Origin of the sequence: Pontibacter ummariensis, from assembly GCF_900188175.1 — a bacterium.
In the GTDB taxonomy this organism is placed as follows: domain Bacteria; phylum Bacteroidota; class Bacteroidia; order Cytophagales; family Hymenobacteraceae; genus Pontibacter; species Pontibacter ummariensis.
Map to the genome: position 1 here is coordinate 126,774 of NZ_FZOQ01000008.1, position 22,441 is coordinate 149,214.

At 47.1% G+C, this 22,441-nt stretch carries 19 protein-coding genes; 14 read left to right on the forward strand and 5 right to left on the reverse strand.

Translation table 11 applies throughout. The features are described 5' to 3' along the window. Positions 1 to 28 precede the first annotated feature (28 nt). The 3 genes from CHB92_RS10620 to tsaD all read right to left on the reverse strand — a co-directional run bounded on the left by CHB92_RS10620 (position 29) and on the right by tsaD (position 2,599). The gene (locus tag CHB92_RS10620; protein WP_245842463.1) at positions 29 to 805 is read right to left on the reverse strand and encodes a C40 family peptidase; all 777 of its coding nucleotides are present in this window, start codon (positions 803 to 805) and stop codon (positions 29 to 31) included. A gap of 54 nt (positions 806 to 859) precedes the next feature. Next, the gene (gene smpB / locus CHB92_RS10625) at positions 860 to 1,327 is read right to left on the reverse strand and encodes an SsrA-binding protein SmpB (protein ID WP_089319183.1); all 468 of its coding nucleotides are present in this window, start codon (positions 1,325 to 1,327) and stop codon (positions 860 to 862) included. Between the two features lie 264 nt (positions 1,328 to 1,591). Next, positions 1,592 to 2,599 carry a tRNA (adenosine(37)-N6)-threonylcarbamoyltransferase complex transferase subunit TsaD gene (tsaD, locus tag CHB92_RS10630; protein WP_089319184.1) on the reverse strand — a complete coding sequence of 336 codons (1,008 nt, stop codon included), beginning with the start codon at positions 2,597 to 2,599 and terminating at the stop codon, positions 1,592 to 1,594. A 65-nt stretch (positions 2,600 to 2,664) separates the two neighbouring features. Between tsaD and CHB92_RS10635 the strand changes: the two genes are divergently transcribed. The 11 genes from CHB92_RS10635 to CHB92_RS10685 all read left to right on the forward strand — a co-directional run bounded on the left by CHB92_RS10635 (position 2,665) and on the right by CHB92_RS10685 (position 16,571). Continuing rightward, a complete protein-coding gene (locus CHB92_RS10635) occupies positions 2,665 to 7,158 on the forward strand; it encodes a translocation/assembly module TamB domain-containing protein (RefSeq protein WP_089319185.1) in 4,494 nt (1,497 codons plus the stop codon). Between the two features lie 101 nt (positions 7,159 to 7,259). Further along, positions 7,260 to 8,156 (forward strand): cell division protein FtsX, encoded by an 897-nt coding sequence (locus CHB92_RS10640; RefSeq protein ID WP_089319186.1) that lies wholly within the window; start codon positions 7,260 to 7,262, stop codon positions 8,154 to 8,156. A 4-nt stretch (positions 8,157 to 8,160) separates the two neighbouring features. Next, positions 8,161 to 8,379 (forward strand): DUF3098 domain-containing protein, encoded by a 219-nt coding sequence (locus tag CHB92_RS10645; protein WP_089319187.1) that lies wholly within the window; start codon positions 8,161 to 8,163, stop codon positions 8,377 to 8,379. Beyond that, entirely contained in the window at positions 8,380 to 9,213 is an 834-nt protein-coding gene (locus CHB92_RS10650) for an undecaprenyl-diphosphate phosphatase (RefSeq protein ID WP_089319188.1), read from the forward strand. It begins immediately after the preceding gene. A 2-nt stretch (positions 9,214 to 9,215) separates the two neighbouring features. Beyond that, on the forward strand, positions 9,216 to 9,914 hold the full coding sequence (gene truB, locus CHB92_RS10655) for a tRNA pseudouridine(55) synthase TruB (RefSeq protein ID WP_089319189.1): 699 nt from the start codon (positions 9,216 to 9,218) through the stop codon (positions 9,912 to 9,914). Then, positions 9,898 to 10,827, forward strand: coding sequence for a bifunctional riboflavin kinase/FAD synthetase (locus CHB92_RS10660; RefSeq protein WP_089319190.1), 930 nt, complete (start codon positions 9,898 to 9,900; stop codon positions 10,825 to 10,827). Before truB ends, CHB92_RS10660 begins: the two co-directional genes overlap by 17 nt. Positions 10,828 to 11,054: 227 nt before the next feature. Beyond that, positions 11,055 to 12,929 (forward strand): TIGR00341 family protein, encoded by a 1,875-nt coding sequence (locus tag CHB92_RS10665; protein ID WP_089319191.1) that lies wholly within the window; start codon positions 11,055 to 11,057, stop codon positions 12,927 to 12,929. 123 nt (positions 12,930 to 13,052) lie between these two features. After that, positions 13,053 to 13,751 (forward strand): CoA transferase subunit A, encoded by a 699-nt coding sequence (locus CHB92_RS10670; RefSeq protein WP_089319192.1) that lies wholly within the window; start codon positions 13,053 to 13,055, stop codon positions 13,749 to 13,751. Between the two features lie 26 nt (positions 13,752 to 13,777). After that, a complete protein-coding gene (locus tag CHB92_RS10675) occupies positions 13,778 to 14,149 on the forward strand; it encodes a four helix bundle protein (protein WP_245842485.1) in 372 nt (123 codons plus the stop codon). 49 nt (positions 14,150 to 14,198) lie between these two features. Beyond that, positions 14,199 to 14,855, forward strand: coding sequence for a CoA transferase subunit B (locus CHB92_RS10680; RefSeq protein WP_089319193.1), 657 nt, complete (start codon positions 14,199 to 14,201; stop codon positions 14,853 to 14,855). A gap of 165 nt (positions 14,856 to 15,020) precedes the next feature. Continuing rightward, positions 15,021 to 16,571 carry a bifunctional GNAT family N-acetyltransferase/carbon-nitrogen hydrolase family protein gene (locus CHB92_RS10685; RefSeq protein ID WP_089319194.1) on the forward strand — a complete coding sequence of 517 codons (1,551 nt, stop codon included), beginning with the start codon at positions 15,021 to 15,023 and terminating at the stop codon, positions 16,569 to 16,571. Positions 16,572 to 16,669: 98 nt separating this feature from the next. On the opposite strand, the gene CHB92_RS10690 is transcribed toward CHB92_RS10685, so the two are convergent. Next, positions 16,670 to 17,584 (reverse strand): chain length determinant protein, encoded by a 915-nt coding sequence (locus tag CHB92_RS10690; RefSeq protein WP_089319195.1) that lies wholly within the window; start codon positions 17,582 to 17,584, stop codon positions 16,670 to 16,672. A gap of 90 nt (positions 17,585 to 17,674) precedes the next feature. Then, a complete protein-coding gene (locus CHB92_RS10695) occupies positions 17,675 to 18,766 on the reverse strand; it encodes a glycosyltransferase (RefSeq protein WP_106219099.1) in 1,092 nt (363 codons plus the stop codon). A 428-nt stretch (positions 18,767 to 19,194) separates the two neighbouring features. Here CHB92_RS10695 and CHB92_RS10700 point away from each other — a divergent pair, with 428 nt between their 5' ends. The 3 genes from CHB92_RS10700 to CHB92_RS10710 all read left to right on the forward strand — a co-directional run bounded on the left by CHB92_RS10700 (position 19,195) and on the right by CHB92_RS10710 (position 22,441). Beyond that, positions 19,195 to 20,559 carry a lipopolysaccharide biosynthesis protein gene (locus CHB92_RS10700; protein WP_089319197.1) on the forward strand — a complete coding sequence of 455 codons (1,365 nt, stop codon included), beginning with the start codon at positions 19,195 to 19,197 and terminating at the stop codon, positions 20,557 to 20,559. Between the two features lie 106 nt (positions 20,560 to 20,665). Then, positions 20,666 to 21,250 carry an acyltransferase gene (locus CHB92_RS10705; RefSeq protein WP_089319198.1) on the forward strand — a complete coding sequence of 195 codons (585 nt, stop codon included), beginning with the start codon at positions 20,666 to 20,668 and terminating at the stop codon, positions 21,248 to 21,250. Positions 21,251 to 21,253: 3 nt separating this feature from the next. Further along, the gene (locus tag CHB92_RS10710; RefSeq protein ID WP_089319199.1) at positions 21,254 to 22,441 is read left to right on the forward strand and encodes a hypothetical protein; all 1,188 of its coding nucleotides are present in this window, start codon (positions 21,254 to 21,256) and stop codon (positions 22,439 to 22,441) included.

The window sequence follows — 22,441 nt, forward strand, 5'->3', positions numbered from 1 at the left end:
ACGTAAGTTCAAACAAATCGGCAGTCCGTTATACGAAAACACGCTTAATTATGCGCAACTGGTGCGAGTAGCGCTTACGGTCAGCGTTGTAAATCCCGTTATGGTCCAGGGTATCGACCCGCACCTCGCCATGTGCGTGAATAATCTGCTGCCCTTCCAGCATGATCCCCACATGGGTAATGCGGCCTTCCTCGTTCGAGAAAAAAGCGAGGTCCCCAGGGCGTGTCTGACCAACAAAATGTACCTCTTCCCCGTAGGCTACTTGCTGGTACGCATCCCGCGGCAATTGGTAACCGCACAGGCCGTATACCTGTTGTGTAAAGCCTGAACAGTCAATCCCGAACAAGGACTTGCCTCCCCATAAGTAAGGCGCTTTCAGAAAGATAAGTGCCAACTCTTTAAGTTTTGCAACATCTGCACGCTCTACTCCACGGGCGACTTTTCCACTATACGTGTAAGTCACCTCGTTAATGCGTATGCTTTCACCGTCCAGGAAAGGAAGGTAGCTACCTATGCCTACCGGGATGCGTGCTGCGTCTGTACCCACGAACTGTAACAGGTCCAATACCCGAGGATGCGACGCCTTGCACCAGTCCTGGTAATAGCCTGTACTAACCGGGGTGTGTTGCTTAAAATCTATCCAGCCACGATAGCCATCTGTTGCCAATTGCACGCAAACCCAGTTTCCTTCCCGGCTAACAAGCTCATAGCACTCCCCGAAAAGTATTTGTGTCACTATTTCTGCTTTGTCCGACCTTTCGGCACGCATCGGCACCAGGCTTAGCATGCAAATACCGTATTCCACGCTTTTATTTGGTTATGGTTGAGATGATGATTTTTGTTAAAGAACAGGAGCGCACTAATAGCCAGCCCGGTCCATTTCGCGCTTCACATCCTTTTCTTTGATGTCCTGCCGCTTGTCGTAGAGCTTCTTGCCTTTTGCCAGGGCGATCTCTACTTTGGCAAAGCCCCGGTCGCTGATGAAAATGCGTGTGGGAATAACTGTGATCCCTTGCTCCTGTGAGTCACTCTCCAGCCGCCGGAGTTCGCGTTTGTTCATCAAAAGCTTTCGCGGGCGCAAGGGCTCGTGGTTAAAGTGTGTCCCTTCGGTATAGGGCGCGATGTGCACATTATACAACCATAACTCTCCCCGCTGAAACACACAATACCCCTCCCCTATATTCACCTTTCCCTCACGGATAGACTTGATCTCCGTGCCCTTCAGCATCATACCGGCGGTATACTTATCAATAAACTGGTACTCGAAAGAAGCTTTACGGTTGACAATGTTCACGTGCTTCTGTATCCTGTCTTTGTCTTTCGCCATTCTACTTAGTAGCAGCCATTTCAGGCCTTTTTCTTTTTATCAATTTATTCCTTGTCGTTCGGGCGCCAACCTGTCCCTAACGCTTCCGGTGTTTATGTCTTATAATCACAATCTTACTAATCTGGTAGTAGACTAACAATTAAAGCAATTTCCAATTCAAACGGTGCTTTACTTGCGCCCTGTTGGCAACTCCCCTGTTTCGATCTCCTGAGATAAGTGCGCTAGCGTGTGTCACTCACGCAGCTAGTTAAAACGCTGAGGAGGTTAAAACTTCAGCCTAGGCTCAGGGCTAATGTATTGTGTCGCAAAATCGCCCTTAAGATATTGGAAATGAGCCGACATAGCAATCATGGCTGCATTATCGGTACAATACTGAAAAGCCGGGATATACACATTCCAATTATGCTTTTTCGCATAATCCTGCAGGGCTTGCCGCAGGCCGGAGTTTGCCGAAACACCACCGGCAATAGCCACTTCTTTTATCCCCAGATCCTTGGATGCTTTTACGAGTTTCTTGAGCAGGGTTTTGATGAGTGTCTTCTGCACGCTGGCACAGATGTCTGCCAGGTTCTCCTGTACAAAGTCGGGGTTCTCCTTTACCTTGTCGCGCAGGAAATACAGCACGGATGTCTTAATTCCGCTGAATGAGTAGTTATACTCCGGCATGTTGCCGACAGGGAATTCAAAGGCGTCCGGGTTACCCTTCGCCGCTGTTTTATCCAGCATAGGCCCTCCGGGATACGGTAGCCCCAACATCTTGGCTGTTTTATCAAAGGCCTCCCCTACGGCATCATCCGTAGTTTGGCCGATTATTTGCATATCCAGGTAGTTGTTCACCCGCACAATTTGCGTGTGACCACCGCTTACCGTCAAGCACAGGAACGGGAAAGAGGGCTTGGGATCGTCGATGAAATGGGCCAGAATGTGTGCCTGCATGTGGTTTACCTCAATCAGCGGAATACCCAGGCCCAGGGCAAAGGATTTAGCGAAAGAGCAGCCAACCAGCAGGGCACCTAAAAGTCCGGGGCCGCGGGTGAAGGCGACGGCATTTAGCTCACTTTTGTCTACATTTGCCGTAAGCAAAGCCTGCGTTACAACGGGGATAATGTTTTGCTGGTGAGCCCTGGAGGCTAATTCCGGCACTACGCCACCATACTGCTCATGTACGGCCTGTGTGGCGATAATATTGGACAGCACCCTGCCTCCCCTGATTACGGCGGCAGATGTTTCGTCGCAGGAAGATTCTATTGCTAAAATCGTAGGTTCAGTCATCTTTGGAAAAAGAACAGTCAACAAATCACTTCAAAGTTATAGGAAAAGCTATTCTAAAAATAGTCTTGGGGCTATTCCTGTTCCTTTTGCTGCTGTTTGCTGTTGTTTTTGTAGCCATTCGGTTTCCTGCCGTGCAGACAAAAGTGGCACAGAAGGCGGCGTCCTACCTGTCCGAGGCTACTGCCCACGAGGTAAGCGTAGGCCGCGTTGACCTAGACTTTTTCAGCAACCTGATTCTCGAAAAGGTACGCGTGCAGGACTATCGAGGCCGTGAACTCTTTTACGTGGGTAGGGCACTGGTAGATATCGAAACGTTTTCGCTTCTGGATCCCAACACCCTTACCATCGGCACCCTGGAACTGGAAGACCCAAAGGCAAACCTGGTCATGTACGAGGGCTCCGATACGCTTAACCTGAGAACCTTTTTCAGCGCCCTGGGTGACTTGTTTGCAAAAGACACGACGAGGCAAAAGGCCTCCGAGCCTTTTAACTTTCAGTTGAATGAGTTGATCCTGAAAAACGGGCAGTTTACCTACGATGATTTTAACAAGCCTCGTGACCCTTACGGCATAGACTATGCCCACCTGACGATCGAAAAGCTTTCAGGTCGGTTCAACCAAATACAACTGGACGACACGCTCAAAGTGAATGTTCAGGACTTGACCGCCATCGAGACCCGTTCCAGTACTGTCTTACACAACCTCGACACGCGGATGACCTACGCCCCTACTTACTGGGAGTGGGGTGCCCTGGATCTACAGATAGGCGAAAGCAACCTACAGCACTACGTCCGCTTCGACTATAACCGCTTCGGTAACTTCAGCCAGTTCATCGACAGTGTGACCATGACGGCTAACCTGCAGCGATCGCATGTGTATGCAAAAGATATTGCCACCTTTGCCTCTTCCCTGCGGGAGTACGATGAAGATCTGCTGGTTAACAACCTGGAGTTAAAGGGCAAGGTCAGCAACTTTACAGCCCGCGAGGTTGACCTGGCCTATGGCGAAGACACGCACATCGTGGGAAACATCAGCGCCGATGGCTTGCCGAACTTCAAGGAAACCTTTGCTACTTTCCGACTGCAGCCCTCTACCCTTAGTGCAAAGGACATCAAACAGTTTCTGCCGCAGGATGCCTACGAAGTGGCGGCACGTCTGGGTACCGTGCAACTGGAGGGAAGTTTTCTGGGCTTTTACAATGACTTTGTCGCGAACGGCGATTTTGCCACAGCACTTGGCAACTTAAAGTCGGACATCAACCTCAAAATAGATGACGATACCCGCTCCTCGTCTTACAGCGGCTTTGTAACCACGAGAGGTTTTAACCTCGGAAAGCTCCTTGCTGTAGAAGACAAGCTCAAAACCATCTCCATGAGTGGGCGACTGGAAGGTTCCGGCTTTAGCCTGGCTGATGCCCGTGTGAAAGTAGACGCCACTGTGAACCAGATCCAACTTCTGGACTACGATTACCAGAATATAAAGGCAAATGGTACGCTCCGGGATCAAACTTTTACAGGTACGGTAGCCATTAATGACCCGAACCTCGTTTTTGCGGCGGAGGGAGCGGTAGAATTAGGCAAAGGCCGGGAGGCGTTCAACATGGTGGCAAACCTTGAGCGGGCAAACCTGCAGGCACTTAAGCTTACAACCGGCCCCCTTGTACTCAGTGCAGAGGCGAACCTCAATTTCAAAGGCCTGAACCTGGACGCCTTTGAAGGGGTTGCCCGGCTTGACAGTGCCTTCATTAAATATAATGGCAATCAGCTACTGCTGGACTCAGTACTGGTGCAATCGGAGATTGGAGCCGGGGAACGACAATTGCGTATTAATTCAGACCTGCTGGCTTTGCAGGTAAACGGCAACTTCGATTATAGCACCCTGATTGATGACCTGGAGGACCTGGTACAGGAGTACAAATTGAACTTTGAGAGTGACGAGGAAGCTATCGAAGCGTATTATAGCCGCAAACCAAACAACACGGCAAACGAATACGCTGTGCAATATGAGCTGCAGCTTAAGCAGGCAAACCCACTGTTGGAGCTCTTCCTGCCGGAACTGTCAATCTCCGACCTTGCCGAAGTCGAGGGGTCCTTCCGCCACGGCACAGCCAGTATCTTCGAATTGTATGCCGATATCGACACGATCCTGTACGACAACTTAAAGCTATATGACAATAGCGTAGAGATCAACACCTCTAAATTACAGCAAAGCCCTGATGTGTTAGCCGCGGCCTTGTTTACCTCCCAACGGCAGACACTGCCCAATGCCGGCAATACGCAGGACTTTTATGTGGAGGGTATCTGGAGCGACCGTACCATCAACTTTGCCACCAGCGTGCGGCAACCGGAGGAGAACAACCGGGCCATGATCACCGGTGACTTGAACTTCCTTCAGAATGAGGTGCAAATCGTGTTTGATGAGTCGAATATAACACTGCAGGAAAGCCCCTGGGCCTTTGTACCGGGGAATACGCTTTATATAAGTGAAAGAGGCCAACGGTTGGAGTTCGAGAACTTTGCCCTTACGAATCAGAACCAGGTAATACGGGTAGAGGGCACTGTATCAGAGGACCCGGACAGCAAAATAGTGCTGAACGTGGAGAACTTTCAGTTAAACAACCTGAACCCGGTTCTGGCGATGCCCATAGAAGGGGAGTTAACCGCCAAAGTAATGGCACAGGACATCTATGACCGGTCCCTGGTCTCTGCAGCAATGGAGGTAGACTCTTTTTACCTGGACAAGGTATTTATAGGGGATGTGGTCGGCAGCACAGATTGGAGCAGAGCAAAGAAAGTGGCAGAAGTAGACCTTGGGATCGTGCGGGACGGAAAAAAGGTGTTGGCTGTAACAGGTAATTATAACCCTGAGGCACCAGAAGAACAGCTGGATTTGCTTGCTGTGCTGGATCAGGCCAATCTGAAACTGGCAGAGCCCCTGCTTAGCTCCATCATGTCGAACCTGGAAGGTGCTATGGAAGGGCGGATCCGTGTACTAGGTAGCCTGGACTACCCTATCCTAAAAGGTTCTGTGATGGTAAACAACGGTAAGTTTACCTTCGACTACCTGAACACAACGTATCGCTTCACCGACAGGGTGTACTTCGGACCAAACAGTATTAGTTTCCGAAATGCACAGCTACTGGACCAGTTCGGGAACAAAGCCACCGTGACGGGAGGTATTGCGCACGACGGCTTCCAGAATATGGTGATTGACCTGGAGGCACGTTATCGTAACTTCATGGTGTTAAACACCACAGAGGCACAGAACGAACTGTTTTACGGGACGGCCTTTGCCACTGGTACTGCCAGCGTGTTGGGGCCCGTAAATAACCTCCAGATAAATGTAGACGCCCGCAGCGAGAAAAATACCCGGCTCGTCTTACCCCTGGACTATGACACCGATGTGGTGCGGAAAGACTTCATCCGCTTTGTGAGCCATAAGACAGACAGCACAGGCGTAAATGCAAACATCCAGAATCAGTCCGTGGATCTTTCGGGCATTACCATGAACTTTGAACTGGACATCACAGACGACGCTTATTTCGAAATCATCATCGACCGGGTGACAGGTGACGTGATTCGTGGTTCGGGGAATGGAGACATCCGCATGACGATTGATACACGCGGGGACTTTAACATGTACGGCAGCTTTGAGATTACCGAGGGAGCCTATAACTTCAACCTACTAGAAGGACTTGTGTCAAAGGAGTTCCGCATCGTTCCGGGGGGAACCATCTCCTGGAACGGAGACCCGGTAGATGGTGTGATGAACATCACGGCACAGTACACCCAGATGGCTTCCCTGGCGGATTTCGTGCCGAACCGGTTTGACGAGACCTTACAAGGACGCCGCTACCCGATCATAGCCGTTATCGGCCTGACGGGTCCCCTGCTGTCCCCGGAGATCCAGCTGGGCCTGAGTCTGGAGCAAGTGCCCCAGCAAGTGCGGGCTTTGGCCGAAGGGGCGATTAATTCGGCCCAGAGCGACGAAAGTGAGTTGAACCGGCAGGTGTTCAGCCTTCTGGTACTGCAAAGGCTGTCAGCTCCCGGTACTTTTGCCCTGGATGGCGGTATTGGTTCAGGCGCTGTGGGCGGAAGCTTGGGCAGCTTACTTTCCGGTCAGCTCAATAACTTTTTCAACTCCCTTGATAGCAACCTGGAGATAGACGTTGGTTTGGGAGGCTTGAGCCAGGAAGACCTGGCCACCCTGCAACTGCGCCTGAGCTACACCTTCTTCCAAGGCAGACTGCGCGTGACAAACGAAACAGGCTTTGGCGGCATGAACAATGCCACCGGCAGCAATGCGTACATCGGGGATTGGTCTGTAGAGTATTATATCACCCAAAACGGGGAGTTGCGGGCCAGGCTAAGCTACAGCTCCACCCCCAACATTTACACAGGGCGGATCACCAACAGCCAAAGCGTCAGCTTGCTGCACACCAAGCGCTTCGACAACTTCAGGGAGCTCTTCGGAAGCAAGCGCCGCGAACAGCAGCGGCAGGAGCGGGAAATGGAACGCGAGCGGATCATCCTCGACTCCGACCCAAGACTTGAACTATAAAGGAAGCCTGCAGCAAACCGCTGCAGGCTTTTTTCTTTAAGCAGCCTCTGCCCCTGCAATTATCAAATATATTTCTAATTTTGCGTAGGAAGGCATTTGGTATGGCAGCGAAAATCAAACACGTTAAGAAGAAAAAGTTAGGCAATTACCCCCACGCCATGGTGGTATTCAGCATTTCACTCGCCCTGTTCGTGATCGGCTTGTTTGGGTTGCTGCTAATACACGCAGGCAAGCTGTCTGAAAAGGTAAAGGAGAGCATTGAGATGCAGGTGTACCTGGACCGCAACCTGACGGAAGTACAGTTGGCCCGGCTCCAAAAGACTTTTGCTGCGAAAGAATACATTGCCTACCAAAATGACACCGCCCAGGTGCGCTTCATTTCAAAAGAAGAAGGTGCCAAAGCTTTTCTGGACGAGACTGGCGAGGACTTTATGGCATTCCTGGGCGAGAACCCTTTACGAGATGCTTATACGCTCCGCATTAATGCAAACAACTCCAGCTCTCCCGAGCTGAAAAGTATCAAGCTGGACCTGGAAGAAGTGGAGGGCGTGTACGAAGTGCAGTACGTAGAGAGCCTGATCGAGTCCATCAACAGTAACATCCAAAAGATAAGCCTTGTGTTGCTGGCCTTTGCAGCCATCCTGCTGGTGGTGGTTACTATCCTGATCAACAACACCATCAAGCTGGCCCTTTACTCCCAGCGTTTCCTGATCCGCAGCATGCAGCTGGTGGGGGCTACCTCCTTCTTTATTCAGCGTCCCTTCCTGAGCCGTGCGATCTGGCAGGGTATCATGAGCGGCATCATAGCCTCTGGTCTGCTTTTTGCCTTGATGCATTATGCTTACCTGGAGGTGGCTGAGTTACAACTGTTGCGCGACGAGGAACAAACCTATTTACTCATGGGGGCGTTAGTCGTGATCGGCCTGATCATTGGCTTTATAAGCTCCCTGCGCGCCGTGCGCAAGTACCTGCGCTTATCACTAGACGAACTATACTAACATTATGGAGGAAAATAAAGAGAACCTTGCCTTTGGCAGGAAGAACTACATCCTGATGCTTGTCGGCATTGCCGTCATCGCGATTGGCTTTATCATCATGACCCTGGATACAGAGCCGTACGGGCTGGGCTTTTTGGGCATCACCCTTGGCCCTATTGTGGTGCTCGTCGGTTTTGCGATCGAGTTTTTTGCCATCATGGTTAAAGATAAAGAGCAGGAGTAAATGACTACATGGCAGGCTATTATTCTAGCCATTGTTGAAGGACTTACCGAGTTTTTACCAGTTTCCTCTACGGGGCACATGATCATTGCCTCCAGTCTGATGGGTATTAACGAGTTACCTATCACCAAAGTATTCGAAGTAAACATCCAGTTTGGAGCGATCCTATCGGTTGTGGTGCTGTACTGGCGCCGGTTTATACAGGGCCTGGACTTCTATAAGAAATTACTGCTGGCCTTCATTCCCGCCGTTGTTTTTGGCTTTGCCTTAGGCGATATCATTGACGCCATGCTGGAGAGCGTGGTTATCACGGCTGTTATGCTGGTACTTGGCGGCATTGTGCTCCTGTTCGTAGACAAGTGGTTCCGCAACGCAGACAAAGATTGGGTGAACTATAAGAACGCCCTCATTATAGGGCTTTTCCAGTGTATTGCCATGATTCCGGGCGTTTCCCGTTCTGCAGCTTCCATTATCGGTGGCATGACGCAGGGCGTGAACCGTAAGGCAGCTGCGGAGTTCTCTTTCTTCCTGGCTGTACCCACCATGCTGGCGGCCGCGGGCTACAAATTTGTGACAGACCTGCTGGGGCTGGAAATATCAGACCTGATCACCTTTGACCTCGTAAAGATTGAGAACAGCTTTGCCGCCATACAGTCGGAGGAGATTACCCTGTTGCTGATAGGTAATTTTGTTGCCTTTATCGTGGCGATGCTGGCTATCAAGTTCTTTATCAGCTTTTTGACAAAGTATGGCTTCAAGCTGTTCGGCTACTACAGAATCGCCCTGGGCGTCTTGATTCTGACTTTGCTGGCGCTTGGGGTCGATTTAACAGTATAACTATGCCATACGATTTTGCCGAAGGCGAAATACTATTACTAGACAAACCGCTAAACTGGACCTCCTTTGATGTGGTGAAAAAGGTGCGGAACACCCTCCGGGTAAAGAAGGTAGGCCATGCCGGCACCCTGGACCCCTTGGCTACAGGGCTCCTTATTCTTTGCACGGGGAAGTACACCAAGCGCATTGATGAGATTCAGGGGCAGGAAAAAGAATATACCGGCAGCATCCGCCTGGGTGAAGTAACCCCCTCCTATGATCGTGAGACAGAAGTTACTCAAACGCGTGACATCAGTCATCTGACAACAGAGGAGATAAAGGCAGCAGCACAGGAGTTTATAGGCACCATAGAACAAGTACCCCCCATTTATTCTGCCGTACAGGTAGACGGGAAGCGGGCCTATGACCTGGCACGGAAGGGCAAGTCGGCAGAGTTAAAGCCTCGCACCATCACGATCGGTGCCTTCGACATTACTTCTGTAGAAGGGCCGGAGGTACACTTCCGGGTAGTTTGCAGCAAAGGTACGTATATCCGAAGCCTGGCACATGATCTGGGCCAGAAGCTAGGCTGCGGGGCACATCTCTCTTCATTGGTGCGCACCCGTATCGGGGAGTATAAACTGGAAGACGCCCTTACTATAGAAGACATTCAGGAAATCAGAAGGAAAGCTTTAGAAGAGGCGAATGGAAGTAATTCGTGATATAGCCGCTTTTCCGCAGCTAAGCCATGCCGTTGTAACCAGCGGCACTTTTGATGGGGTGCATGTTGGTCATCAGAAAATACTAAAGCGCGTACAACAGCGCGCCCAACAGAGCAATGGACAGAGTGTGGTCATTACGTACTGGCCGCACCCCCGTCTGGTCTTGTTTCCGGAGGATAACAACCTGAAGTTACTTTCTACGATCGATGAACGGATTGAGCAGCTACGAAGCTTCGGCATCGATTATCTGCTGATCATCCCTTTCACAAAAGAGTTTTCCCGCACCAGCTCCCGCTCGTTTATCTCGGATGTACTGGTACGGGCAATTAATACCAAGGTGCTTGTGATAGGCTACGATCACCGCTTCGGAAAGAATCGCGAAGGCAGCTTTGAGCACCTGAAAGCAAGGTCGTCCCAATATGGTTTTGAGGTAGAAGAGATTCCGCGCCAGGATGTAGACGACATAGGGGTTAGTTCTACCAAGATCCGGAAGGCGCTGGAGAGTGGCGACATAGAGACCGCAAACCGCTACCTGGGCCGTCCCTACTCCCTTACTTCCGTGGTGGAGGAAGGCGACAAACTCGGCCGCACCATTGGCTTTCCAACTGCTAACCTGTCCATCCCCTCTCCTAACAAGCTTATACCGGCCCAAGGCGTATATGCAGTGTGGGCAAAGCTAGGGGAAAAACGCTATCCAGCCATGATGAATATTGGGCATCGGCCTACTGTAGAGGGGAAACAGCTGCGCTTGGAAGTGCATCTCCTCGATTTTAACAAGGACCTGTACGGGCAGCAACTAACCGTGGAGTTTGTGGAGCACCTCCGCAAAGAGAAAAAGTTTGACGGCCTGGACGCTCTAAAAGAGCAACTTGATAAAGACAAGGAGCAGGCCAAACAGGCCCTGCAGTCCTAAACAAGATAGGAAGCGACTACAGTGGTAGTCGCTTTTTTTATACCTCCTATCCTACAATTATCAATAAGGCATGACTACAACAGTTAACCCTGCCGTATAGTAAGGTTTGCCAGGGTAAGGCCGGCATACAATGATCTTTGTATGCGAACGACTTAGCTGTTGCGATAGATTTTGGGCTAAAGCCAGGAAGAGCAGTTGGGGCTTATCTTTACTACAGACAAACCTGCATGCGTACATTAACCCTTATTTATGATCCGTTGGAAGAGCAGACCGTTCGGGAAAAAATATTGCCTGCTTTTCAATCGTTTACTATAACTCCGATCGCTTTTGACCTGACAAAAGAAACCATCGTAGCAGACAGCAGGCTGATCACCTATCTGAGCGATGAAAGCCTGGCAGAGATCGTGATGCTGGCAACAAACAAAAACTGCTCTTTAAGTCTGCTCCCCCACCCCATGATGAAAGAGGCGAGGGTAGGCTATGGCATAGCCGCAAACCTATCTGAGGCTATAGAAGACATAGAAAGAGCAGCGAAAAGTGTTACGACCGATTTGCTGCTTTGCAACGGCAGGCCCGTGTTTAACAAGGTAGTAATTGGAGAAAGCCTAAGCCTGATTGCCGGCAGTGTTGCCAAAAACAGCTTTTTCTCTGCTTTTGAGAAAATAGGGCGCGCTTTAGCCCGATCCGGCTCTTACATTCCGCAGGCATTTACAATTACGACTGATCATAATCCTCCTTTAAAAACCGCCGCACTGGGCATTATAGGGGTGCTGCACGGAAAGAATAACCTGCTTTCCCGGCTCCTGATAAAAGACAGCTATATAAACGATGCCAGAATGCACAGCCTGATCCTGGCACCGAAAAGTGTCATGCAGCTCATCCGGTTTTACCTCAGGTCAGTCATCGACAACAAAAAAGGCAAGCTACCCTCTTTTGTAGGGCATATAAAGGCTAAATCCATCGTGATTGAAAGCCCAGCCCCCATAGACTATGCACAGGACAACAATCTGCTGAGTGCAAAGGCGATAGAACTGCGCGTTTTGGCGGGGGCTTTTAGGATTGTGCCAGGTAGGTATTTAAGCGCAGAAGTACAAGCGGGTGAGCCTGCAGAAGTCTACCGGGTAAATAACCTGCCCAAAGGGGAAGAATACCTGCATGAGATCGTGGCGAAGCCTCTGTCGTGGATCTACCATGCTTCTACAGAAGAGTTTAAAGACTTGTTTGTGACCTTACGGGAGAATGCCAAAGCAACGGGCCCCTATCTGACCTTGATGGTCCTCTCTACCTTACTGGCTACTTTAGGGCTCTTCTCTGATTCCTCTCCGGTTATCATTGGCGCTATGATCCTGGCACCCCTCATGGCGCCTATTATTTCTATGTCCATGGGCGTGTTACGGCAGGAAAAGAAACTGATATCCGGGAGCGCGAAAACAATTGCCCTCGGCCTGTTTCTGAGCTACCTGGCCGCTGTTCTTTTAACTTTATTGATGCCCTTGCAGGCCCTTAACCCAGAAATATCCTCCCGCATCCGGCCTAACCTACTCGATTTAGGGGTAGCAATCTTTTCTGGTGTAGCAGGCGCTTATGCCCATGCACGGAAAGAGGTCGCCAAGACACTGGCTGGCGTCGCCATTGCGGTTGCCCTGGTTCCGCCTCTGTCGGTTTCAGGTATTGGAATCGGATGGGCTGATTGGGAAGTCTTTTCCGGAGCCCTGTTGCTGTTTACCACGAACTTAGCCGGAATTATTCTGGCTGCAGCCTTCACCTTCATGCTCCTGGGCTTTAGTCCCTTTCGCCTGGCCAGGAAAGGCTTACTGATCTCATTGCTGGTTGTTATCCTCATCAGTCTGCCACTTGGTCTGGGCTTCCTGAAAATGGTGCGGGAAAACAATGTGATGCGCTCCTTAAACAACTATGCGGTAGAGGATATTACAGTAAGGGAGGTGACCGTAATAAAAGGAGGTGATCCGATGCTGTTAAACGTCAGGCTAGTCTCCGGAAATCCTATCAGTAATGCAGACCTGGCAAAGGTGAAAAGAGAGATTGCCTCCAAGATAGGCAGGGATGTGCAGCTGGAGGTTACCATCAGTATGAAAAGATAACAGGTCTCTTCTTTAAAAAAGATGAACCGAATTAAAACCTATTTCCCGGATTAACGAAGAGCCATATTATAATATGGCTCTATTTATATGTAAATTCATCCAGGAACTATGCTCTTTTAAACTATGATCAATAAAACAGTACAAAACGCACAAGAGGCACTTCAGGGTGTTCAAGATGGCATGACCCTGATGCTGGGAGGCTTCGGGCTTTGTGGCATTCCCGAAAACGCGATACAGGAGCTGCTACGCCTGGGCGTCAAGAACCTTACCTGCATTTCGAACAATGCCGGGGTCGACGATTTCGGGATCGGCTTACTCTTACAGAAGCGCCAGGTCAAAAAAATGATCTCCAGCTACGTGGGCGAGAACGCAGAGTTTGAGCGGCAACTACTTTCAGGAGAACTGGAGGTAGAACTCATACCGCAGGGCACACTGGCAGAGCGTATCCGGGCCGGCGGGGCAGGCATTCCGGCCTTCTTCACGCCTGCTGGCTACGGTACTGAAGTAGGCGAAGGCAAGGAGACGAGGGCGTTTAATGGCAAGATGTACCTGATGGAATCATGGTTAAAGGCAGACTTCTCTTTTGTAAAGGCATGGAAAGGCGACACGGCAGGTAATCTGATTTACAAAGGCACAGCGCGTAACTTCAATCCTATGATGGCCACAGCCGGGAAAATTACAGTGGCAGAGGTAGAGGAACTAGTGCCCGCCGGTGAGCTGGATCCTAACCTGATCCATACCCCCGGAATTTATGTGCAGCGCATTTTTAAGGGCGAGAACTACGAGAAGCGCATCGAGCAAAGGACGGTACGAAGCACCTGATTTGGAAATTTGAAGATGTGAAAATTATGGACTTCATGGATGGACAAAGAGAGAACCTGATTCTTACGCTAACTTTAGACTTTGCTGTAGATGTGATTCTTTATGCTGAAGCACTGGAAGCGAAACGAAAATTTGTTGTTTCAAACCAGCTGCTAAAGAGCGGAACGTCTATAGGAGCAAACGTGCGAGAAGCTCAGAATGCTGAAAGTAAAGCTGACTTTATCCATAAATTTAAAGTATCGGCCAAAGAAGTGGATGAAACCGAATATTGGCTGTTGCTTTGTCAGAGAGTTTCATCCTATCCTGATCCATCCCATCTACAAGAAAAGCTAGCGTCCATCAAAAGGATAATTTCTAAAATTATTATCAGCTCAAAGGGCAAACCTAAGGAGACATGAATCGAATCTTCAAATCTCCAAATCCTCAAATCTCCTAATTATAAAAGAAATGGCTTTAGATAAAAATCAAATAGCGCAACGAATTGCCAAAGAAGTAAAGAACGGCATGTACGTGAATCTGGGAATCGGCATCCCTACTTTGGTGGCCAATTATATACCGGAAGGCATAGAGGTAGTCCTGCAATCGGAGAACGGGCTGCTGGGCATGGGCCCCTTCCCTACAGAAGACAAGGTGGACGCGGACCTCATCAATGCTGGCAAGCAAACCATCACGACCCTACCGGGCTCTGCCATCTTCAACTCTGCTGAAAGTTTTGCCATGATACGGGGCGAGCACGTGGACCTGACCATACTGGGAGCCATGGAAGTGTCTGAAAACGGAGACATCGCCAATTGGAAAATCCCAGGTAAAATGGTAAAAGGCATGGGCGGGGCTATGGACTTGGTTGCCTCAGCGAAGAACATCATTGTGGCGATGCAGCATACGGCGCGCGACGGATCTTCCAAGCTATTAAAGGAATGTACCTTGCCCATAACAGGCGTGCACTGTGTGAAAAAGATTGTGACAGACCTGGCTGTGCTGGAAGTAGTGGACGGGGGCTTCAAACTCCTGGAACGAGCGCCAGGTGTGAGTACAGAGGCCATAAGGGCTGCCACAGCTGGTAACCTGATCGTTGACGGCGACGTGCCGGAAATTCTGCTATGATTGACACCTCTGGAATCTCGTGGAAAGCGCAGCCTCGCATGGTAGCGCTTTTTGTATTATTTTTGTAGCTACAAGTACAGGAATATCCTGTGCTTAGTTTATATCATATCTTACCTATACTCCCTGTGCGTATAGTCATATAAGTATAAAACCACGAAAAGCATAATGAGCGAAAGAGTCGAAACGAATTTTGAACATAGATTATTACTGCGCCAACTGGAGCTAAAGGATTACAAGGAGGTAAAAGAGATCATGGACATGGTGTACTCCAATGTCGATGGTGCCTGGACCCGCAAAGAATTCTCTAACCTGCTGAAGAAGTTTCCGGAGGGACAGATTTGCATCGAAGACAACGGAAAAGTAGTGGCTGCTGCCCTCAGCCTGATCATCAACTATGCCGATTACGGCGACAAGCATACCTATGACCAGATCATCGACAGAGGCACGTTCAAGTCACACGACCCTGAGGGGGAAACCCTGTATGGTATCGACGTGTTTGTGCACCCGGAATACCGTAACCTGCGCCTGGGCCGTCGCTTGTACGATGCCAGGAAAGAGATTTGCGAAAAACTAAACCTACGGGGCATTATTGCCGGTGGTCGCATTCCAGGGTACAAGCACTATGCCGATAAGCTCACGCCAGCCAAGTACATCGAGATGGTGCGCAACAAGGAGCTTTCTGACCCGGTTCTATCCTTCCAGCTGAGCAATGAATTCCACGTGCGTAGAATCCTCAAAGGCTATTTGCCAGATGATAAGGACTCCCGCGCCTATGCCACGCTGCTGGAGTGGATCAATGTGTACTTCGAGGAGAAGGAGAAGCTGATCGGCGGCAAGAAAACAGTGGTACGTATCGGCATTGTGCAGTGGCAGATGCGTGCCGTAAGGTCTCTGGAAGACATGATGCAGCAAATCGAATTCTTCGTGGATACGGTGAGCTCCTATAAGTCGGATATCGTGGTGTTCCCCGAGTTCTTCAATGCCCCGCTGATGGCCCTAACCAATGAGGATACGCCTTCGGAGGCCATCCGTAGTATGGCCGAGTACACCGAGGAGATACGGGAGCGCATGGTGCAATTGGCCCTCTCCTACAACATCAATATCATTGCTGGCAGCATGCCGGAGTACTACGACAACAAGCTGTACAATGTCAGCTACCTCTGCCGCCGCGATGGCACCTATGATGCGCAGTACAAGCTGCACGTCACGCCGGATGAGTCGCATTACTGGGGTATGCGCGGAGGCCACAAGCTGAAGATCTTCGATACAGACATCGGCCGCATCGGTATCCTGATCTGCTATGATGTGGAGTTCCCGGAGCTTGCCCGTATGCTTTCTGACATGGACATGAAGATTCTCTTTGTGCCATTCTGGACGGATACGAAGAACGCCTACCTGCGCGTGCGCCGTTGTGCCCAAGCCCGTGCCATCGAAAATGAGTGTTATGTGGCCATTACCGGTAGTGTAGGCAACCTGCCAAAGGTAGAGAACATGGACATCCAGTACTCCCAATCAGCCGTCTTCTCCCCTTCTGACTTCGCCTTCCCACACGATGCCGTGGTCGCCGAAGCCACTCCTAATACAGAGATGACCCTGATCGCCGACCTGGACCTGGATTTGTTAAAGGATCTAAATACCGCCGGTAGTGTCCGGAACCTGAAAGACCGTCGCCGCGACCTCTATAACCTGAGTTGGGTGAAGCGGAATGATGAGTAATTAGAAGGATTACAAACAATTACAAACAAAAGAGCAGTTGCCTTATAAAGGCAACTGCTCTTTTGTTTGTAATATTAGTTATAACTCGATTACTCGATTTAATAAGAGAGTCTTTTCCTTTTCTTATTTTCTATGTTAAGAGCTACCATAAGCCCTATAAGAAAAGCAACAAGCCCTCCTACTGCTAGATACTTTAGCAGGTTCGGACCAGTTGGCTTTAGGCGAGGGGCAAAGCCATTTACTACCTGTATATTATCGAGTTGATCTAGCTCTGCCTCTAACTCAGCTTTCTGCCGATACATGGCCACACTCTCCCGGTAGAGATTCGTCGGATCAACAGGTTGTCCATACACGAAGCCATTCACAGGTCCTCTAGGGGAAGAAACAGTAGTCTTGATGCTGTCAATCGATTCAATTTCACTTTCAAGTTTTGCAATCATCCCCTCCATCTCTCTTTGCTTAATACGCTTAAGCTTTGAGAAGTACCTGTTGTTTTCGAGATAATTAGCCAGAGCTGGTTCCATTGTATCGAACAAGCTATTATCATACAATGAAAGTTCAATCCTAAAGGGTGAACCTGTCAACACGCTATCTTCTTCAACTATTTCGGCATCAAGGTTGGAAAACTCCATCTTCTTTATTTGCCTGGCAGCATCTTCACTAACATCTAACATATCGGACACAGCCAAAAAGTTATCCTCTTCCACAGCTACCGTTAATTTGCTGAGTTGATCCTCAACAAAGTCATTCCGGATATCAGCAAGGACTAAAGTCATAGTAGATGCATAATAAGCTTTGGTCACTTTGTATGCTCCATATCCAAGCCCCAAGCCTAGAAGCACAAAAAAAGCTATCAGCTTAAACCTTCTTAAAGCAACCTTGAAACAATACTCTATTAACCCAACTAAAGACTTTATACTACGGCCTATACTGTCAAATATCTCTCTAATGTCAACTTCGTCACTATAGCGCCGTTGGCTTGTTACTTTATGTTCTTCTTGATCAACTTTCATTTTAATTTGTAAGAAAGTGTACTGGTTTTAAATTACTAAGCTCTTAAGCCAATATTACTTGATAACTAAGTTATACTTGGTAATACTTCACTACGACACAGCATTATGGTCCTGATATATAGAGAGGTATTTCTTAAAAGTATCTTCAATATTGAAGTTTTCATAACACATTTCAAGGGAGTTCATTCCCATCTGGTCTAAAATTTTACGGTTGCTCTTTAGCCAACCAATTCTATAAACAGCTTCCTCAGCAGTATCAAATGTAAAGCCATTGTAATCAGGAGCTACAAGATCTATGTTGCCCACGCAATTAGACAACACCAAACACTTTCCTAAGCTCATAGCCTCTAATACAGAAAAGGGAAGACCTTCCCACGATGAAGTAGAAAGATAAACATCAGCACTATTAACTTCTGCTACCACCTCTTCTCTTCCTTTCCACCCCGTGACAGTGATGTTGTTGGAGATAAGCTTGTCTCTGTACTCTCCGTCGCCTATCCAAACAAAACGAATAGATGAATCTTGGGCAAATGCTGAGGCGATATCATTAAAAAGCACCGGGTTCTTTTGCTCTGTTATTCTTCCACAAGTAACTATTGTGAATTTAGGAACAGGGCTTGCCTTTCTTTCTGTTGCTCTAAGTGAGCCGGCAGGCAACACTATTCCGTTATTAATGTAAGTCGCCTTTACGCCCACCTTTCTAAACTTTTCTGCTTCTGATTTCGAACAGCAGACTACGGTACCAGAGAGCAATGCGGCGCTCTTCTCTAAGGCCGCGTAAAACAATACTCTTACAAAAGAGGTGTCTTTCCGAAGAAAAGCAGCTCCATGTGGAGTGAAGACAACATTTCGAATCCCAAGTGCATTACAAGCCAACCTACCTAAAAACCCGGCCTTGGAAGAATGCAGGTGAACTACGTCCGGCTTAAGCTGTTTTAGCTTTCGCCTTAAATCAGCCAAGGCCTTTAAGTCCTTCACAATACTTATACTACGGTGAGCGGATTTCCATTTCAAAAAAGAGACATGTTGTGGAAATTTTGCTTTAACGTCCTCAGCACTTATTTCATCTTTTCTCTCACCATGAATAACGACATGCTCATGTTGGTTCATATACATTGTTGCAAGATTGACAAAATGAACTGTCCCTCCAGCAAAACACTCAACAACATGTACTATTTTCATACTGCCCTCATACTGATAAATGAAACAGGGAAACAATTTCTGTTTCTACGGCAAAGGTAATAACATAAGGTTATCTTTTGATAGTCTCTTGTAGCGCAAAAACATTATTACCTAAATGCTACATAAAGGCCAGTTATGTAGTCTATAGTTCCACTTGAGAAACTATCAGGAGCAAGACTTCAAGCACAGCAAGCCCTTGCAGTGACATTAGAACGGTTTATCTTTAACACGAGAGTTTAGAACGCCTCTACACTTTTATACTAGCTGAAGTATATGGGAGTCTTTAAAAACAAAGGTACTTCCTCCCTGTCCTTAATTAGCTACTGTATAGTCTTCTGCACACTTTACTAAATTAGTAACATCAACTTATAATATTGTATTAACTTTGGTATTCAAATGCAACTCAGCAGCATTAACTGATTACAAGCTTGAAAACTATTTCATTACTGAAGTCCAGACTTACTAGTAAACAGGACGAACTTACCTTACGGGCGCACAAAAACGTACTCTTTTCTCTAATTTTCAAAGGAGTGGGCATTTTGGTTGGTCTTGTTCTAGTCCCCTTAACGCTTGACTATTTGACCCCAGTAAAATATGGAGTCTGGCTTACGCTAAGCTCCTTGTTACATTGGATCACCTTTTTTGATATGGGATTAAGTAATGGTCTTCGTAACAAGTTTGCTGAAGCTCTTGCAAAAAAGGACATGAAGCTGGCACAGGTTTATACCAGTACTACTTATGCTGCTGTATCAGCTGTAGGGGTTGTAATTATCCTTATAGGCTTTATCCTCTATTCTCTGTTCGACTTGGGTCAGGCTTTGAACTTTACTGATATTGCTGCACAAGAAACTGAGGATTTAATTCTAGTTGTTTTGATTTTCTTCACGATTAGACTGATTGCAGGGCTCATCTTTGCACTACTAGCGGCGGATCAAAAGGTAAGCATGATCGGCTTAGTTGATCTTCTAACAAATGTTGTTTCACTAGTTTGTATATTCTTATTAAAGCAGTTTACTTATGACTCACTTTTTCTGGTAGGGTTCTTATTTAGCTTTGTAATCGCCTTTGTGCCGTTAGTTGCCAGTTTCTGGTTCTTCTCAAGCACCTATAGTAAATTTGTTCCCAACCTGAAGTACGTAAACTTTAAACACGCAAAAGATCTACTCAAGTTAGGGGGCAACTTTTTCTTCCTGCAGGGAGCAGTTATCATACTGTTTTTTAGCAACAACATAATTATTTCAGCTATACTGGGCCCAGAGCAAGTAACTATTTTTAACATACCCTATAAATATATAGGCATTATCACGATGCTTTCTGTTATTATTCTTAATCCATTTTGGACAGCTGCTACTGAGGCTTTTCAAAAGGACAATTTTAACTGGCTAAGAAAGACAAGCAGGAACTTAGTTATAATTTGGTTTTTACTAAGCCTTATCACCTTAACTATGGTCATTGTCTCTCCTATTGTCTATCATTTTTGGATTGGTAACGAAGTGCACATACCTTTTACAATAACTACTCTTGTAGGTGTTTATGTCGCTTTACTTGCCTGGATAAATACCTTTGGATATTTATTGAATGGAATTGGTAAAATTAAAATTCAGCTTTACGCCTATCTTTTTGCAGCCATCGGTTTGTTCCCTCTCGCATATCTACTGGCTCAAAAGCTTAATTTTGGGCTCGAAGGTATTCTTGTTGCCAATATCCTATGTATTCTACCTGCCGGCATTCTAGTGCCACTACAGTTTTGGCTTATTTTAAATAAGAGAGCTACCGGACTCTTTACAAAATGAGTTTACAAATAGAGCCGAATTTTAATGTTTAGCCTTCTGTTTCAACAAAAGCACAAAAGCCTCTATCTGAATAACATAAACGTGAACCAATTAAAAAATCAAGCACATGCTTACTAAGGTTCTGAAAAGACTAAGCAGTGAGGTCTCTATGAGAATATTTGAGCCTTTCCTTCTTACTTTAGCAAACGTCTGTACAATAAGCTATCCCTTACCGCTATCAGGTTTGAAATGCAGCATTTTGAGACTAACAGGTATAAAAATAGGTTCTCCTACCTTTATTGATAAAGGCTTTCAATGCTTTTTTCCTAAAAAAATAACGATTAGCAAGAACTGTTCCTTTGGGCATTACAACAGGATATGGGCTTTTAACCCTGTCTACATTGGAGCAAACGTGCAAACAGCGATTGGGGTCACTATTGTCTCCGGAGGCCATCGAACAGATAATTTTGCGCCCCTGGAGGATAACCAGGAGACCACATTAGAGGGAGATAACTGGATCGGCGCTAACGTAACCATTCTTGGGGGTACTAGAATCGGACGCGGAGCTATTATAGCAGCTGGAGCGGTTGTGACTGGAGATATTCCTCCTTATACCATAGCCGGTGGCATCCCTGCCCGAGTACTTAAAAGAAGGGAGCCTGCTGAAAGGACAGTCTCCCCTTTCGGAACTTACCCATCTTATATTCATTAAGAAATGTACTTTGTAACTGAAGACCCTCCGCTTAAGAAAAAAGGGTTCGGACTATCCGTACTGATGTACAATATCCTATACTCTCTAAAAGAGAAAAAAAATGTTGTTTTTACCTTTAAAGGTGCTAATAACAACATCAGCCTTCAAGATATAACAGAGGACTCTTCTTGGGATGTCATCCTGTTAGACCATGCCCTCTCCATGATCAGAGATATCCCTGTGTTGGGTAAGTTTAAGTCCTTTGAAATGCTGTTTAGCTTTTTCTTGTCTTTACGGACTTTGAGAAGAACCATGCGTACTGATGCATCTGAACCGGTGCTGGTCTCTGTTGGAGCATCGGCAAGGCCTGTTCTATATGCCTTCATGTTAGGTTTTTTAATAAAGAATCCAATATGGCTATACATCGTGGATGATTTTGAGAGGATAAATGAGATAAATAACAACAGATTTGAAAAAATACTTGCAAAATTGTTTTTTAAAAGGGTAATAAGATCTGTAAGTAAAGTATTTGTTATAAGTGAAGGCCTAAAAGATAAATATCTTCGTTCTTTTGGTATAAACTCTTTTGAGCTTCTGCCATGCTTTGGAAGAGTTGGTTCTCAACAAACAGAGACAAGCCTGACTACTACAAATGAAAGTAAGTGTGTTTTCGTATTCTCAGGGGGCCTGAGTATTTTATATAACGATACACTGAGACTCTTTGCTGAACAGTTAAAAGAGCTGAAAAAGAAAGAAAATAAGGAGTATAAACTAATCATACAAACATACTCCTCACGAGAGCAATATGAAGCTGTTGATTTTCCTGCTGATATAGTAGAATATAGAACTTCTACAGAGCGCAGTTCAAACCTACCCTCTTTTCAAGAAGCGAACTGCTTTATTGTTCCCTACTCTTTTGATCAAGACCATAAAGACTTAGTAAGCACGTCCTTTCCTCAGAAGGTAGCTGAGTTGATTCAGCTAAACAAGCCAATGCTATTTATTGGCCCAAGCTACAGTTCTGTTATTAAGTTTTTTGAGTCACACGCTGTCCCATATGTGGTTAACCAGGACAACCTTCAGTGTTTACCCCGGATCATATCAGATATTGCAACAACAGGAATAGATAAATTCGTCCAAGAATTATACGCTTCCATTTATTGTAATAGCTTTTCCTCTTTTAATGTTAAAAGAGTTTTAAATATTAGCTAG